This window comes from Streptomyces sp. NBRC 109706 (assembly GCF_000974485.1).
Lineage (GTDB): Bacteria > Actinomycetota > Actinomycetes > Streptomycetales > Streptomycetaceae > Streptomyces.
The window spans coordinates 685838-700023 of the sequence record NZ_BBOM01000006.1; the positions used below are offsets into that span (position 1 = coordinate 685838).

Consider the following 14186-nt stretch of genomic DNA (forward strand, 5'->3'; position numbering starts at 1 on the left):
GGGGGAGCGGGCCGAGATGTTGCCATCCGACACAGCGGCCGGGTCGGCCGGCGCGGCCGACGACGGGAAGCGGGCGGACGTCGCGCCGCCCGAGGGGGAGCTGGAGTCCGTCAGCCTGGGCGCGCTGTCGCTCAAGGCCCGCGCGGTGCTCGCGGTGGCCATCAGCGTGATCGGCGTCTACGCCTGCTGGCATCTGGCGATGATCTTCCTCTTTGTCGCGCCGTCCAACACGGTGCGCGAGGAGCACTGGGACACCGTGCGCGCCTATATCTACCCGGAGTTCGAACAGAACTGGAAGCTTTTCGCGCCCAACCCGATGCAGCGGAACACCGTGGTCGAGGTCCGCGCCGAGGTCCGCACGGAATGGGGCCAGGACCCGGAGACAACGGACTGGGTCAATCTCACGGCGATCGATATCGACCAGATCCGGTACAACCCCCTGCCCAGCCATTCGCATCTGAACATGCTGCGCCGGGCCTGGGACTTCTACGACAAGTCCCATAACCGGGACGGGGAGCCGGTCGGGATGCGCGGCGAGCTGTCCGCCAGCTATCTGCACCGGATCGCCCTGCTGCGGCTCGACGACCGGATGGATCTGGGCGAGGTCGAGCGCATCCAGCTGCGGGTGATCAGCACCCGGCTCCCGGCGCCCAGTTGGCGCACGGAGGAGCCCGAGGACCCGCCCGCCCCGCGCGAACTGGACTGGTGGACGGTGACCAGCGACGATCTGCCGGGCGACAGCGCCACGGCGAGGAACGAGGCCAGGCCGTGACCGTTCCCCCGCCCCGTTCAGGCGACCCGACCCAGGCGACCAGGACCGCGCCCCAGGAGCCCCAACCGCCCGAGGCGCCCTCGCCGTTCGCCGGCCTCGGCCGCACCTTCGACTCGGCGCTGCTGCGCGGCCTCGGCAACATCACCCGCCGCGCGCTCGGCCCGTACCAGACGGCGATCGTCCGCATCGGCTTCGCCGGCACGATGCTGGCGTTCCTGCTGCGCGAGTGGCCGCACCGGAACACCCTCTACGGCCCCGACAGCCCCTGGGGCCATGACCTTGCCACCCGGTTCGTCGACGACACCGGCGGTTTCACGCTGCTGCTCTGGTCCGAGTCCGGGCTGTGGTTCGAGCTGATCTACCACCTGACCATCGCCGTCTGCGTGGCCCTGCTGATCGGCTGGCGCACCAGGGCCACCTCGATGCTCTTCATGATCGGCGTGCTCTCGGTGCAGAACCGCAGCGTCTTCATGGGCGACGGCGGCGACAACGTGATCCACCTGATGGCGATGTACCTGGTGCTGACCCGCTGCAGCCAGGTCTGGTCGCTGGACGCGCGGCGCCGCGCCCGGCAGCGGGCGGCCGGCGGCGCGCCGGGGGACACCGTCGGGATCGTGATCTGGGCCGTGCTCGGCGGGCTGGTGGCGATGGCGCTGGCCGGCGGAAAGCTGGAGAGCCCGGTCTGGACGGCGTTCTTCCTCGGCATGTGGCTGGTGCACGCCTACTGGTGGCTGATCCGCCGCCACGCCCCCGGCGAGCCGCGCGTGGTGTCCGAGATGATCGCCAACCTGGTGCACAACGCGGCGCTGCTGGTGATCATGTTCGAGGTCTGCATCATCTACGCCACCGCCGGCTGGTACAAGATCCAGGGCTCCCGCTGGCAGGACGGTACCGCCGTCTACTACCCGATGGAGCTGGACTACTTCAACGCCTGGCCCGAGCTGAGCCAGCTGATCACCGGCAGCGGGATGCTGGTGCTGGCGCTCACCTACGGCACGGTGATGGTGCAGGTGGCGTTCCCGTTCGCGCTGCTCAACCGGCGTGCCAAGAACGTGCTGTTGGTGCTGATGATGGGCGAACACGTCGGCATCGCCGTGCTGTTGGGGCTGCCGTTCTTCTCCATGGCGATGATCGCGATGGACGCCGTCTTCCTGCCCACCGCCTTCCTGGTCTGGCTCGGCGGCCGCTCCCGCCGGCTGACGGCGCCGCTGGCCCGGGTCACCGGGCGGTGGCGGCGGCCGGCCGATGTGGCGGCGGACGACGAGGCGCCGCGGGACGTCGATCCCGCGCCCGACCGGCCGGCCTGGGCCGAACGGACGTGAGCCCGCCGTCGCCCGCCGCGCGCTGGGCCGAACTCGCCGCCACCACCGTGCTGTTGGACGGTTTCCACGCGCTCAAGCACGCGTTGCGGTTCGGCGCCGAGGTGCCGCTGGCGCTGGCCACCGACCGGCCGACGACGCTGGCGCTGGCCGAGCGGCTGGCGCCCGACCTCGTCGAACGGCTGGCCGCCACCCTGGTCGAGGCCGCGCCCGAGACGCTGCGCGGGCTGGTCGGCCGGCCGCACCCCACCGGGGTCGCGGCGCTGGCGGTGCCGACGGCCGCCGGGCCGCCGGCGGCGGCCGAGGCGCGCCGGGCGCCGCTGGTGCTGCTCGACCAGCCGCGCCATCTGGGCAACGTCGGCGCCGTGGTGCGGCTGGTGGCCGGCGTGGGCGCGGCCGGGGTGCTGACCACGGGCACGGTCGACCCCTGGCATCCGACGGTGCTCCGCGCCTCGGCCGGCCTGCACTTCGCCACCCGGGTCGGCCGGGCCGATCCCGGCGAACTGCCCGCGGGGCCGCTCTTCGCGCTCGATCCCGAGGGCGAGGACCTGCGGGGCCTGCGGCTGCCCGACCACGCGGTGCTGGCCTTCGGCTCGGAACGGGCCGGCCTCTCGCCCGAGGTGCGGGCCCGCGCGGACGCCCTGGTCGCGCTGCCGATGCGCGCCGGCGTCTCCAGCTACAACCTGGCGACCAGCGTGGCCATGACGCTCTACCACTGGCAGGCCGGCCAGCGGCCGCCGGGGACCTAGACCTTCCAGTCGCGGGTGGACAGCACCAGGCGGTAGCCGTCCGGATCCTGGAGGGTGACGCCCCAGGCGTCCCAGTAGGGGTTGTGCGCGGCCACCCGCGCGCCGCCGGCGCGCTCCAGTGCGACGACCAGCTCCTCGGGCACCGGCTCGGCGAGATAGACCACCAGCAGATCCTCCGGCGTCGGCGTGGGCTCCGTCGGCGCACCCGGATCGTGGGTCAGCTCAAGGTGCCAGCCGGCGTCGGGCCAGCCCACCATCAGCAGGGCGTGCTGCCCCGGGGTGCCGTCCGCCTCGTGCTCGTACAGCACGGTCAGGCCGAGTCCGTCGACCCAGAAACGTCGCGCCGCCGCCAGATCCCGCGAGGGACGGGCGACGCGCAGATGGGCCTGGCCGTCTGCCGGCATGGGGGTGCCTCTCCCGGGCCGTACGGGCGACGGCCGCGTTCCGGTCGAGGGTAGCCGCGCGGTCAGCCGGTCCTTCGGGCTCCCTCGGCGAAACGCTCGTTGTACGCCGCCACCTGCTCCGGGATCTCCCGCAGACCGCTGATCCGCATGGTGGGCAACGAGGCGGCGTCCGGGTGGTGTTGCTGGATCACCGCCCAGGGGCCACGGCGGATCAGCGCGGTGCGCAGGCCGACCGAGGCCGCCGGCCGGATGTCGTGGTCCAGCCGGTCGCCCACATAGAGGATCTCCTCCGGCGCCACCTCCAGGTCCTCCACGAGGAGTTCGAAGAACCGGGGATCGGGCTTGGCCACCCCCAGATCGGACGAGGTGGTGATCAGCCCGGCGTAGCCGGAGAAGAGGGTGCGCAGCACCTGGGTGGTGGCGGGGCTCTGGTTGGCCGCGATGCCCAGCCACATGCCGGCCTCCCGCATCACCCTGATGGTGATCCGCACATCCGGGTAGAGATCGTTCTCGCCGAACCACTCCGGCTCTCCGGCGGCCGTGCGTTTCTCCCGTTCCAGTGCCAGGTCGAAGCCCGGCCGGAAGGTCTCGAACGCCTCCCGGTAGTCCAGGCCCTGGGCGATGGCCGCCCCGAACTGCGCGGAGAAGGTGTGCCGGGGCACGCCGAGCCAGGCGGCCCAGCCGGCCCACTCCCGACTCTCGTCCACCAGGCACTCACCCACGTCGAACACCACCGCTCGAATCATGGCCGGCAGCGTATAGAGCCGGAACGTCCCAACGGGATGGGGCCGTCCCCGATATGGGCGTTCTCCGGGGGAACCCGGGACGCCGCGCCCCGCGATGAGGCATGCTGCGCCCAGCACCCGCCCGCCCCCCACGCCGGCGCCCGTGCCACCGCACCCGGCGCACGCCCGCGCGCCGCCGCGCGCCCCCCTCGCCGGAGCCCGGCGGATATCGAACGGGTGGGTAGGGCTCACTCGGGCACCATCCCCCGAAGGGGTTCTCCGTTGCGCAATGCGGTGGAACCTCGCGCCTTTCACCCCTCGACAGCGCGCAGAGTGGTCTCCGGTGTACTGGTGACGGAACGGCTACTGAGAGCGAGGGAGCGGTCGATGGCCTGGACCGACGGCGCCTGTGTGGTGGACACCCGGACCGGGAGGGTCGGTCGGGTGGTGGGGCGGATCGGCCCGCGGCTGAGACTGCGTCCGCTGACGCGGGGCCGCGCCTGGCACTGCCCGACCGAGCTGGCCCGCGCCGCCACCGAATGGGAACAGCGGAACGCCGATGTGCTGGACGAGAACTGGCGTTTCTGGCGACCGGCCTGAGCCCACCCCGACCGGCGCCGGGCGAAACGATCCCGCACCCACCACGGGGTGCCGGGGGATCAACCCGCCGGTCGAGCGGTAGTCGAGCGGCAGACGAGTCGCAGCCGAGTGGCAGTCGATCGGCGGTCGAGTGGTATAGGCCACATCGGGTCGGCGACGACGGCTCCCGGGAGGGGGGCGAAGCCGTCATATCGGCCTGTTTCCACGGCCGGTTGGGCATCCGCCGGGCGCCGGCCCCGGCGGTGCCCGCGCCCATGCGTGGTCGGTCGACTACGCTGACCGGGCACGGGGGGTGACGCAGGAGTCGCAGGCGACCCGGGGAACCCATGATCAACGACCGTGCCACCCGTCCTCAGCTGCCGCGTCGGAAGCCGGCGCCGCCCACCCCCCGGTGGGAGCCCCCCAGTTGGGCCGAGGCGGAGGACTTTCTGCGGCGTTTCCACACCGAACAGCCCGAGCAGCCGGTCGCGTTGTCGATGCGGCTGCGTCAGGTCAGGGAGCAGCTGGAGTACCACGGCACCTACCGACACACCCGCGCCGAGCTGGAGTTCGGCGCCCGGATCGCCTGGCGCAACGCCAGCCGCTGCATAGGCAGGCTGTACTGGAAGAGCCTGCGGGTCCTGGACCGCAGGGAGGCGCTGACCGGGGACGAGATCCACGGCCATCTGCTGGAGCACATCCGGCTGGCCACCAACAACGGCCGGATCCGCCCGGTGATATCCGTCTTCGCGCCGGCGACCCCCGACCGACCGGCGCCCCGGGTGTGGAACAGCCAGCTGATCCGGTACGCCGGCTACCGCACCACCACCGGCGGACTGATGGGCGACCCGGGGCAGTTGGAGTTCACCGAGGTGGTGCGGCGGATGGGCTGGCAGGCCCCCGGCGGCTGGTTCGACATCCTGCCGCTGGTGGTCGAGGCGCCGGGCGACAAACCCCAGCTGTACGAGGTGCCTCGCGAGCTGGTGCTGGAAGTCCCGCTGACGCACCCCCAGTTGACCGCGTTCGACGAGCTGGGGCTGCGCTGGCACGCGGTGCCGGCGATCTCCCATATGCGGCTGACCATCGGCGGCGTCGACTATCCGCTGGCCCCGTTCAACGGCTGGTACATGGGCTCCGAGATCGGCGCCCGCAACCTGGTGGACCCGGACCGCTACAACCTGCTGCCGGTGATGGCCCGGCTGATGGGCCTGGACACCAGCAGCGAGAGCACGCTGTGGCGGGACCGCGCGCTGGTCGAGCTGAACGTGGCGGTGCTGCACTCCTTCGAGCGGGCCGGCGTCAAGATCAGCGACCACCACACCGAGTCCCGGCGATTCCTCACCCATCTGGAGCGCGAGGAACGGGAGGGCCGGATCACGCCGACGGACTGGAGCTGGATCGTGCCGCCGATCTCCGGCGGCATCACCCCGGTCTTCCACCGTTACTACGACGAGGCGGACCAGCGGCCCGCCTTCTGCCTGGACGACGAGGCCGTGGAGCTGAGCCGGGGCCGCTGCCCGGTCCGGCACCATGACGCGGGGTCCGGCGGAACGTTTCCCTGACCGCCGCGAGGACCGTTCGTCGGGACAGCCGGGCCCCGTCGGGACGCCCGGGACCCGTCAGGACAGCTCGAAGGAGCCGAAGCCCAGCTCGCCCGCCGGTTCGTAGACCTGCACCACGATCCCCGTCGGCGTGCTGTCCGTGCCCAGCAGGCGCATCGCCCCCGGGCGCGCGCCCTCGGGGAAGAGGCGTCGTCCCGAGCCCAGCACCACCGGGAAGACCAGCAGCCGCACCTCGTCGACCAGGCCCTCGCCGAGCAGCGTCTGCGCCAGCTCGCCGCTGCCGTGCACCTGCAGCTCCCGTCCCTCGCTCTCCTTCAGCTCGGCGACCTGCGCCACCACATCGCCGGACAGCACGCTGGAGCCCTGCCAGGCCGGCGTCCGCAGGGTCCGCGAGGCGACGTACTTGGGCCGGCCGTTGAGCCGGGTCGCCACCAGATCGTCGGGATCGCTGATCAGCGGCCAGTGCGCGGCGAAGATGTCATAGGTCCTGCGGCCCAGCAGAAAGGCGTCCGCGGCGGCGAACCAGTCGGTCACCAGCCGCCCCATCGCCTCGTCCGCGTAGGGCACCACCCAGCCGCCCCGGGTGAAGCCGCCGTCGGTGTCCTCCTGCGGGCCGCCGGGCGACTGCACCACGCCGTCGAGCGAGACGAACTGGGTCAGGGTGAGCTTCATGCCTCTGCGCTCCTTCGCATCCTGCCGGCGGACCCCTCCCAGCCACCGTCACCCGACGCCGCCGGCCGCGCGACCCGAGGCGGCGCCGCGCTCACGGCTCGGGCAGCGGGTCGGTCTCCTCGAAGACCAGCAACGTCCGGGTGCTCAGCACCTCGGGGATGGCCTGGATACGGGTGAGCACCAGCTCCCGCAGCTGCCGGTTGTCCGCCGTGTGCACCAGCAGCAGTACGTCGAAGTCGCCGCTGACCAGCGCGATATGTGCCACCCCTGGCAGCCGTGCCAGCTGCTCGCGCACCGTTCGCCAACTGTCCTGGACGATCTTCAGGGTGATATAGGCGCAGGCCCCCTGACCGGCCCGTTCATGGTCGATCCTGGCCGAGAAGCCGCGGATCACCTGGCTCTCCACCAGTCGGTTGACCCGGGCGTACGCGTTGGCGCGCGAGATATGCACCCGCTCGGCGATGGACCGGATCGACGCCCGTCCGTCCAAGCGCAGCAGCCGTAGTATCGCCTCGTCTATGGTGTCGAGCGGCCGTTCGCCCGCCGTGGGCAACTGGTCGTCCGGCATGCCGGCGTGCCTCCCCTCCCTGGACATCCTGCCCCCATATCACGGCAAATCCGGCCGTCTGTCCACAGGGTGTGACCGCACCTAGCCAGCGGGCGTCATCGATCGAACAATCGTGAAGAGGAACCGTGCGTGTTCCCCCCGACTCGCACCGGTACCGACCAGGTCGGTTCGCGGCACTGGGCCGTCGCGCGCCGACCAGCCGCCCACAGCGCGGCCGATCCCCCACCCGTCGGCCAGCCCCAGGTCGGCCGGCGGCCCCCTGTGGGCAGCCCCGCGCCGGGCGCCCGGCCTTTCGCCGGGCCCCGCGCGGGGCCCCACCCCGGGGGGCGGGAGTACGGTGACGCCATGAGTTCCCCCTCGGGGTGTGAACGGGTGCCCGCCGTCGATGTGCTGGTGCTGGCCGGCGGCGCCGGCCGCCGGCTCGGCGGCGTCGACAAGCCGGCGGTACGCATCGGCGGCCGCAGCCTGCTGGACCGGGTGCTCGCCGCCGTGCCGGCGACGGCGCGGCCGCCGATCGTGGTCGGCCCGGCCCGCCGCACCGCGCGCGAGGTCCGCTGGACCCGCGAACAGCCGCCGGGCGGCGGCCCGTTGGCGGCGCTCGCCGGCGGGCTTCCGCTGGTCGAGCAGCCGCTGGTCGCCGTTCTCGCCGCCGATCTGCCGTTTCTCGACCCGGCGACGCCGCCCCGCCTCGCCGCCGCCGTCCCGCCCCTGGGCGACGGCGCGCTGCTGGTCGACGGCAGCGGCCGCGACCAGCCGCTCACCGCCGTCTACCGCGCCGCCGCGCTGCGCCGCGTGGTGGCCGGGCTGACCGCCGAAGCGCCCGGCGGCACGCTCGCCGGAATGCCGCTGCGCGCCCTGCTCGACCGCCTCGACCTGCGACGACTGCCGGGCCCCGAGGCCCATGACTGCGACACCTGGACCGACATCGCCGCCGCCCGCGCGCGGATCAGGGACGATGGGCGGGTGCTTGAGGAATGGATCGAAGCGGTCAAGGTCGAGCTGGGCGTCGATATCGATGTGGACATCACGGCCCTGCTGGACGCCGCACGTGACGCCGCCCACGGGGTGGCCCGCCCGGCCGCCCCGCTGACCACCTTTCTGATCGGCTACGCCGCCGGCCGTTCGGGGCTCCCGCCGGCCGAGGCCGCCGCCCGGATCTCCGCGCTGGCCGAGGGCTGGGCGAGAGAGGGCCAGCCGTGATCGACGAGTTCGACGACGCCATCGCCCTGGCCAACGGCCCCGGCCGGACCGCTCCCGTGCCGGCGCCGGCCGAGCCGCCCGCCGCCGACGAGGCGTCGGACACCGCCCCCGACCCCTGGGCCGATCTCGGCCGGCCCCATCGCACCACCGCCGACCACCCGGGCTGGGAGAGCGCGCGCGAGCTGGCGCACCGTGCGGTCCGCCCGCTGCCGCCCCGCCGGCTGCCCATCGACTACGCGCTCGGCCACACCCTGGCCTCCCCGCTGACCGCCCTCACCGATCTGCCGCCCTTCGACACCTCGGCGATGGACGGCTGGGCCGTCGCGGGTCCTGGCCCCTGGCGGCTCACCGGCCGTTCCACGGCGCTGGCCGGCGGCCCGCTCAGCCAGCCGCTCACCGACGGCCAGGCCGTCCCCATCGCCACCGGGGCCCGCGTCCCCGACGGCGCGACCGCCGTGCTGCGCACCGAGCGCGGCACGGTCGACCGGGGGCAGCTCACCGGCGAGAGCCCCGAGCCGGGCGGCGACATCAGACCGCGCGGCCAGGAGTGCCGCAGCGGGGTGGAGCTGCTGCCGGCCGGCGATCCGCTCACCCCGGCCGGCCTCGGCCTGGCCGCCGCCGCCGGCTACGACCAGCTGGCGGTCCGCCCCAGGCCCAGGGCCGAGGTGCTGGTCCTCGGCGACGAACTGCTCTTCCGCGGCCTGCCGCACGACGGCCGGGTGCGCGACGCGCTGGGCCCGATGATCGGCCCCTGGCTGACCTCGCTCGGCGCCCAGGTGCTGGTCACCCGGCGGCTCGGCGACGACGCCGAGGCGCTGCGCGAGGCCGTCGAGACCACCCGCGCCGATCTGCTGGTCACCACGGGCTCCACGGCCGCCGGGCCGGTCGACCAACTGCGCGGCGTACTGCGCGAGCTGGGCGCCCACCTCCTGGTCAGCGGGGTCGCGGTGCGCCCGGGCCACCCCATGCTGCTGGCCGAACTCCCCGGCGGCGTCCCGTTGATCGGCCTCCCGGGCAACCCGCTGGCGGCGGTCTCCGGGCTGCTGACGCTGGCCGCGCCGCTGCTGCGTGCCCTCGTCGACCGGCCGGCGCCCGCCGACCGCGGCGGCTGGCTGACGGACCGGGTCACCGGCCATCCCAGGGACACCAGGCTGGTGCCCGTCTTCTGTCCCGATCCGGCCACCGCCCGCCCGCTGAGCTACGCTGGCCCGGCCATGTTGCGCGGCATCGCCGCCGCGTCCGCTCTGGCGGTCATTCCGCCGGGGGGCGCCGAGGCGAGTGCCGAGGTACGCCTCCTCGATCTTCCGCAGGCATGAGACTCCCCAGCAGCTCCCCGACCGAGCGTTCCGAACGATCCGAACTCGCGGACCGTTCCCCCGGCGTACGGCTGCCGCGCTACGCGGCGGGCCCGTTGATCCAGGTCGCCCGGCGGCTGCTGCTGGCCACCGGGGTGATGGCGCTGGCCGCCGTGCTGGTCTATCTCGACCGGCGCGGCTACCACGACAACCACGACGGCGAGGTCAGCTTCACCGACGTCCTCTACTACGTCACGGTCTCGCTCTCCACCACCGGCTACGGCGATATCGTGCCCGAATCGGACGGCGCCCGGCTGCTCACCACCTTTGCCATCACCCCGCTCCGGGTGGCTTTTCTGATCATCCTGGTCGGCACCACCCTTGAGGTGCTCACCGAACGCACCCGCGATCAGTGGCGGCTCTCCCACTGGAGGAAGCACTTGCGCGATCACACCGTCATCGTGGGCTTCGGCACCAAGGGCCGATCCGCCGCCGAGACCCTGGTCAGCGGCGGTCTCGGCCAGGACCAGATCGTCGTCGTCGACCCGGCCCCGCAGGTGGTCGAGGCCGCCAACGCCCTGGGCTACGCCGGCGTGGTCGGCGACGCCACCCGCAGCGATGTGCTGGTCAGAGCCAGAGCGGACCGCGCCCGCCAGGTGGTGATCGCCACCCAACGGGACGACACCGCCGTGCTGGTGGCGCTCACCGCCCGGCAGCTGAGCAAACAGGTGCGGATCGTCGCCTCCGTCCGCGAGCAGGAGAACGTCCCGCTGCTGCGGCAGTCGGGCGCCGACTCCGTGATCACCAGCGCCAGCGCCGTCGGCCGGCTTCTCGGCCTGTCCATGATCAGCCCCAGCTCGGGCGCCGTGATGGAGGACCTGATCCAGCACGGCAAGGGCCTCTCCCTCAAGGAGCGCCCCGTCACCAGCCAGGAGGCGGGACGCTCCCCCCGCGACTGCCCCGACCTCGTCGTCTCGGTGATACGCGGCCACCGGCTGCTGCCCTACGACGATCCCGACGCGGCCACCCTGGAGCTCACCGACCGGCTGGTTGTCATCCGCCGCGTCCCGCCGGAGGAGCGGCACACCCACCCCCGCCGCCCCCAGGAGCGCGGCCCGGGATCCTGGCGCATCCCCCGCCGCTGAGCCGGCGGGGGCCGGCCCCGTCAGCTCAGCAGGGCGGTGAGCCCGGCCACCGTCGCGTGCTCGTCGGTGGCCAGCAGCGTCGTCATGCCCAGCGCCTCGGCCGGCGGCAGGTTCCTCGGCTGGTCGTCGACGAAGACACAGTCGGCGCCCGGCAGGCCGAGCCGGTCCAACACCCGCCGGTAGATGGCGGAATCGGGCTTCGCCAGGCCCTCCCGTTCGGATATCACCGCCACATCGAAGAGATCCCACACCTCGGCGTGCGCATAGGGATCGAACGGGTCGAGGCCGAAGCTGTTGGAGAGCATCGCCACCGCATAGCCGTCGGACCGTGCCCTTCTGGCCAGCTCCACCATGCGCGCCGCCGGCCGCATCCGGGCCCAGGCCCGGCCCATCAGATTGTCCGACGCCACCCCGAGCAGCGGCCCCATCGCCGTGTTCCACTCCCGCTGGGAGAGCGTGCCCACCTCCAACCGCCGGTAGAGCGCCCGCCCTTCGGGATGCCCGTCCAGCGCCCGCCCCCAGGAGCCGGGCGGCAGCCCCTCCTCCGCGCACCAGGCGTGCACCGACTCCGCCTCCCCGGCCGTCAGCACCCCACCGAAATCCAGGATCAGCGCGCGATAGGCCCGCTTCGCCATGTCCCCACCCCTCTCCGCGTTCGCATGGATCCACCCGGATCCACCCGGATCCACCCGGAATGGCTACCCGGGGGCGCGGCCGGCGAGACGCCGGTGGCCTGTCTCCGGGCGGGCGGCGGCGCGTAGCATCCGGTCATGGGATCGAGCGACGGTCAGTGGTACCCGCCCGAGTGGCCCGCGCGGATCCGGGCGCTCGCCAGCGGCGAGTTGACGCCGCCCGAGCCGCGCGCCGCCGCCACGGTGCTGCTGCTGCGGGACGGCCGGGAAGGGCCCGAGGTGTTTCTGCTGCGGCGGCGCCGCTCGATGGCGTTCGCCGCCGGCGCCCATGCCTACCCGGGCGGCTCGGTCGACCCGCGCGACGGCGCGGGGGAGCCGGCCGCGCTCGCCGCGATGGCCGCGCTCCGTGAACTCTTCGAGGAGGCCGGGGTGTTGCTGGCCGGCCCCGCCCCCGGCGAGCTGGTGGACGATGTCTCGGGGCCCGACTGGGAGGCCGACCGGCGCGCCCTGGTCGCCCGCGAGCTGTCGTTCAGCGCCTTTCTCGCCGGCCGCCGACTGGTGCCGCGCGTCGATCTGCTGCGGCCCTGGGCGCGCTGGATCACCCCGGAGTTCGAGACGCGGCGCTATGACACCTGGTTCTTCGCGGCCGCCCTGCCGCCGGGACAGCGCGGCCGAAACGCCTCGACGGAGGCCGACCACACGGCCTGGCTGCGCCCGGCCGACGCCGTCGCCGGCTATGACCGGGGCGAGTTGACGATGATGCCGCCCACCATCGCCACCCTGCGCGCCCTCGTCCCGTACGCCACCACCGAGGCCGCGCTGGCCGCCGCCGCCGACCGGGATCTGACCCCGGTGCTGGCCGGCGCCCGGCTGGTGGGCGACGAGGTGGTGCTGAGCTGGCCGGGCCACCGCGAGTTCGAGAAGCGCGTGCCGGCGGATCGCACCCCGAACGACCTGCCCCCCGCCGACCGGGTCACCGTCGACCCGGTCGGCGGGGAGAGCTGACGGCGCCACCGATGATGGAGCGTGACGGAAGATGACAGCTGCCTCGGCCCTCCCCGGACGTCCCAGCGGGCACGCGCCCCAGGGCCGCGTCACCGAGCGCGCCGTCAGCGTGCTCGCCCCCAACGCGTCCGCGATGACGCTGGACGGCACCAACACCTGGATCGTCGCCGAACCCGACGCCGGGGAGGCCGTGGTGATCGACCCGGGCCCGCTGGACGAGGGCCATCTGCGGGCGGTGGCCGACGCCGTGACAAGAGAGGAACGTTCCGTCGGGCTGATCCTGCTGACGCACGGTCACCCGGACCACGCCGAAGGCGCCGTCCGGTTCGCCGAGTTGACCGGCGCGCCGGTCCGGGCGCTCGACCCGGCGCTGCGGCTGGGCGACGAGGGCCTGTCGGGCGGCCAGGTGGTCACCACGGGCGGCCTGGAACTGCGGGTGGTCGCCACCCCGGGGCACACCTCGGACTCGCTGTCCTTCCATCTCCCGGCCGACGGCGCCCTGTTGACCGGCGACACCGTGCTGGGCCGGGGCACCACCATCGTGGCCCATCCGGACGGACGCCTCGGCGCCTACCTGGACTCGCTGCGCCGGCTCCGCTCCCTCACCGAGGGCGAGGACGGCGCGGGCACCGTACTGCCCGGACACGGCCCGGTGCTGGCCGACGCCCAGGGCGCCATCGACTTCTATCTGGCGCACCGGGCCAGCCGGCTCGCCCAGGTGGAGACGGCGGTCGAACGGGGCGCGCGGACGCCGGCCGAGGTGGTCGCCACCGTCTACGCCGATGTGGACCGCGCGCTCTGGCCGGCGGCCGAGTACTCCGTCCGCGCCCAGCTGGAGTACCTGCGGGAACGCGGACTGCTCCCCGGGGACGGGCAGGAGGGCTAACGGGAGCGGCGGGCCAGGCGCTCGATGTCCAGCAGGATCACGGCGCGGGCCTCAAGACGCAGCCAGCCACGGGCGGCGAAGTCGGCGAGGGCCTTGTTGACCGTCTCCCGGGAGGCGCCCACCAGCTGGGCCAGTTCCTCCTGGGTGAGGTCGTGCACCACATGGATGCCCTCCTCGGACTGCACCCCGAAGCGGCGCGACAGATCCAGCAGCGCCTTGGCCACCCGGCCGGGAACATCGGAGAAGACCAGGTCCGACATGCTGTCGTTGGTGCGGCGCAGCCGGCGGGCCACGGCCCGCAGCAGCGCGGAAGCCACCTCGGGACGGGCGCTGAGCCAGGGCTGGAGATCCGGGTGGCCCAGGCCGAGCAGCCGGACCTCGGTGACGGCGGTGGCGGTCGCGGTGCGCGGACCGGGGTCGAACAGCGACAGCTCGCCGATCAGCTCGCCCGGGCCGAGCACGGCCAGCATGTTCTCCCGGCCGTCGGGCGAGGTGCGGTGGAGCTTCACCTTGCCCTCGGTGACGACATACAGCCGGTCGCCCGGGTCGCCCTCGTGGAAGAGGGTGTCGCCGCGGGCCAACGTGGCCTCGGTCATGGAAGCGCGCAGCTCGGCGGCCTGCTCGTCGTCGAGAGCCGCGAAGAGCGGGGCACGCCGCAGTACGTCGTCCACGA

The 14186-nt window shown here is 73.6% G+C and carries 16 protein-coding genes; 10 read left to right on the forward strand and 6 right to left on the reverse strand.

The window, feature by feature from the left end:
• Nucleotides 1-16 precede the first annotated feature (16 nt).
• Genes AOM46_RS13230 through AOM46_RS13240 form a run of 3 tightly spaced genes read left to right on the forward strand, consistent with a single transcriptional unit; the run spans nucleotide 17 to nucleotide 2840 of the window.
• On the forward strand, nucleotides 17-772 hold the full coding sequence (locus AOM46_RS13230; RefSeq protein ID WP_062210180.1) for a DUF5819 family protein: 756 nt from the start codon (nucleotides 17-19) through the stop codon (nucleotides 770-772).
• Complete coding sequence (locus tag AOM46_RS13235) at nucleotides 769-2094, forward strand: HTTM domain-containing protein (RefSeq protein ID WP_199823968.1); 1326 nt, start codon at nucleotides 769-771, stop codon at nucleotides 2092-2094. The genes AOM46_RS13230 and AOM46_RS13235 overlap by 4 nt, the downstream gene beginning before the upstream one ends.
• The gene (locus AOM46_RS13240; protein WP_062210183.1) at nucleotides 2091-2840 is read left to right on the forward strand and encodes an RNA methyltransferase; all 750 of its coding nucleotides are present in this window, start codon (nucleotides 2091-2093) and stop codon (nucleotides 2838-2840) included. The genes AOM46_RS13235 and AOM46_RS13240 overlap by 4 nt, the downstream gene beginning before the upstream one ends.
• Here AOM46_RS13240 and AOM46_RS13245 read toward each other — a convergent pair.
• Nucleotides 2837-3244, reverse strand: coding sequence for a VOC family protein (locus AOM46_RS13245; protein ID WP_062210186.1), 408 nt, complete (start codon nucleotides 3242-3244; stop codon nucleotides 2837-2839). The two genes, AOM46_RS13240 and AOM46_RS13245, sit on opposite strands and share 4 nt — an antisense overlap.
• Nucleotides 3245-3306: 62 nt before the next feature.
• Nucleotides 3307-3990 (reverse strand): HAD family hydrolase, encoded by a 684-nt coding sequence (locus AOM46_RS13250; protein WP_078856765.1) that lies wholly within the window; start codon nucleotides 3988-3990, stop codon nucleotides 3307-3309.
• A 366-nt stretch (nucleotides 3991-4356) separates the two neighbouring features.
• On the opposite strand from AOM46_RS13250, the gene AOM46_RS13255 reads away from it, so the two are divergent.
• Both AOM46_RS13255 and AOM46_RS13260 read left to right on the forward strand, forming a co-directional pair.
• Entirely contained in the window at nucleotides 4357-4569 is a 213-nt protein-coding gene (locus AOM46_RS13255) for a hypothetical protein (RefSeq protein ID WP_062210193.1), read from the forward strand.
• Nucleotides 4570-4895: 326 nt separating this feature from the next.
• Nucleotides 4896-6110 carry a nitric oxide synthase oxygenase gene (locus AOM46_RS13260; protein ID WP_062210196.1) on the forward strand — a complete coding sequence of 405 codons (1215 nt, stop codon included), beginning with the start codon at nucleotides 4896-4898 and terminating at the stop codon, nucleotides 6108-6110.
• Nucleotides 6111-6167: 57 nt separating this feature from the next.
• On the opposite strand, the gene AOM46_RS13265 is transcribed toward AOM46_RS13260, so the two are convergent.
• Together AOM46_RS13265 and AOM46_RS13270 are read right to left on the reverse strand one after the other, a co-directional pair.
• A complete protein-coding gene (locus AOM46_RS13265) occupies nucleotides 6168-6782 on the reverse strand; it encodes a dihydrofolate reductase family protein (protein ID WP_062210199.1) in 615 nt (204 codons plus the stop codon).
• A 91-nt stretch (nucleotides 6783-6873) separates the two neighbouring features.
• Nucleotides 6874-7350, reverse strand: coding sequence for an Lrp/AsnC family transcriptional regulator (locus AOM46_RS13270; RefSeq protein WP_062210202.1), 477 nt, complete (start codon nucleotides 7348-7350; stop codon nucleotides 6874-6876).
• Nucleotides 7351-7695: 345 nt separating this feature from the next.
• Here AOM46_RS13270 and AOM46_RS13275 point away from each other — a divergent pair, with 345 nt between their 5' ends.
• The 3 genes from AOM46_RS13275 to AOM46_RS13285 are packed head-to-tail and all read left to right on the forward strand — an operon-like array spanning nucleotide 7696 to nucleotide 10990.
• Nucleotides 7696-8550 (forward strand): DUF6457 domain-containing protein, encoded by an 855-nt coding sequence (locus AOM46_RS13275; protein ID WP_062210205.1) that lies wholly within the window; start codon nucleotides 7696-7698, stop codon nucleotides 8548-8550.
• Nucleotides 8547-9866: a molybdopterin molybdotransferase MoeA gene (locus AOM46_RS13280; RefSeq protein ID WP_062210208.1), complete on the forward strand. Its 1320-nt coding sequence runs from the start codon at nucleotides 8547-8549 to the stop codon at nucleotides 9864-9866. Before AOM46_RS13275 ends, AOM46_RS13280 begins: the two co-directional genes overlap by 4 nt.
• Nucleotides 9863-10990, forward strand: a complete 1128-nt coding sequence (locus AOM46_RS13285; protein WP_062210210.1) for a TrkA family potassium uptake protein — start codon at nucleotides 9863-9865, stop codon at nucleotides 10988-10990. Before AOM46_RS13280 ends, AOM46_RS13285 begins: the two co-directional genes overlap by 4 nt.
• Nucleotides 10991-11010: 20 nt before the next feature.
• Here AOM46_RS13285 and AOM46_RS13290 read toward each other — a convergent pair whose 3' ends face one another.
• Nucleotides 11011-11625, reverse strand: coding sequence for an HAD family phosphatase (locus AOM46_RS13290; protein WP_062210213.1), 615 nt, complete (start codon nucleotides 11623-11625; stop codon nucleotides 11011-11013).
• A gap of 135 nt (nucleotides 11626-11760) precedes the next feature.
• On the opposite strand from AOM46_RS13290, the gene AOM46_RS13295 reads away from it, so the two are divergent.
• Both AOM46_RS13295 and AOM46_RS13300 read left to right on the forward strand, forming a co-directional pair.
• Complete coding sequence (locus AOM46_RS13295; protein ID WP_062210216.1) at nucleotides 11761-12627, forward strand: NUDIX domain-containing protein; 867 nt, start codon at nucleotides 11761-11763, stop codon at nucleotides 12625-12627.
• Nucleotides 12628-12658: 31 nt separating this feature from the next.
• The gene (locus AOM46_RS13300; RefSeq protein ID WP_062210219.1) at nucleotides 12659-13513 is read left to right on the forward strand and encodes an MBL fold metallo-hydrolase; all 855 of its coding nucleotides are present in this window, start codon (nucleotides 12659-12661) and stop codon (nucleotides 13511-13513) included.
• Here AOM46_RS13300 and AOM46_RS13305 read toward each other — a convergent pair.
• Nucleotides 13510-14184, reverse strand: a complete 675-nt coding sequence (locus AOM46_RS13305; protein ID WP_062210222.1) for a Crp/Fnr family transcriptional regulator — start codon at nucleotides 14182-14184, stop codon at nucleotides 13510-13512. The two genes, AOM46_RS13300 and AOM46_RS13305, sit on opposite strands and share 4 nt — an antisense overlap.
• Nucleotides 14185-14186 lie beyond the last annotated feature (2 nt).

What these genes read in the sequence shown, in the direction of transcription:
- AOM46_RS13275 (WP_062210205.1), top strand. Translation starts at nt 7,696, where the DNA reads ATGAGTTCCCCCTCGGGGTGTGAACGGGTGCCCGCCGTCGATGTGCTG.
- AOM46_RS13230 (WP_062210180.1), top strand. Translation starts at nt 17, where the DNA reads ATGTTGCCATCCGACACAGCGGCCGGGTCGGCCGGCGCGGCCGACGAC.
- AOM46_RS13245 (WP_062210186.1), bottom strand. Translation starts at nt 3,244, where the DNA reads ATGCCGGCAGACGGCCAGGCCCATCTGCGCGTCGCCCGTCCCTCGCGG.
- AOM46_RS13290 (WP_062210213.1), bottom strand. Translation starts at nt 11,625, where the DNA reads ATGGCGAAGCGGGCCTATCGCGCGCTGATCCTGGATTTCGGTGGGGTG.
- AOM46_RS13300 (WP_062210219.1), top strand. Translation starts at nt 12,659, where the DNA reads ATGACAGCTGCCTCGGCCCTCCCCGGACGTCCCAGCGGGCACGCGCCC.
- AOM46_RS13260 (WP_062210196.1), top strand. Translation starts at nt 4,896, where the DNA reads ATGATCAACGACCGTGCCACCCGTCCTCAGCTGCCGCGTCGGAAGCCG.
- AOM46_RS13265 (WP_062210199.1), bottom strand. Translation starts at nt 6,782, where the DNA reads ATGAAGCTCACCCTGACCCAGTTCGTCTCGCTCGACGGCGTGGTGCAG.
- AOM46_RS13270 (WP_062210202.1), bottom strand. Translation starts at nt 7,350, where the DNA reads ATGCCGGACGACCAGTTGCCCACGGCGGGCGAACGGCCGCTCGACACC.
- AOM46_RS13295 (WP_062210216.1), top strand. Translation starts at nt 11,761, where the DNA reads ATGGGATCGAGCGACGGTCAGTGGTACCCGCCCGAGTGGCCCGCGCGG.
- AOM46_RS13255 (WP_062210193.1), top strand. Translation starts at nt 4,357, where the DNA reads ATGGCCTGGACCGACGGCGCCTGTGTGGTGGACACCCGGACCGGGAGG.
- AOM46_RS13285 (WP_062210210.1), top strand. Translation starts at nt 9,863, where the DNA reads ATGAGACTCCCCAGCAGCTCCCCGACCGAGCGTTCCGAACGATCCGAA.
- AOM46_RS13250 (WP_078856765.1), bottom strand. Translation starts at nt 3,990, where the DNA reads ATGATTCGAGCGGTGGTGTTCGACGTGGGTGAGTGCCTGGTGGACGAG.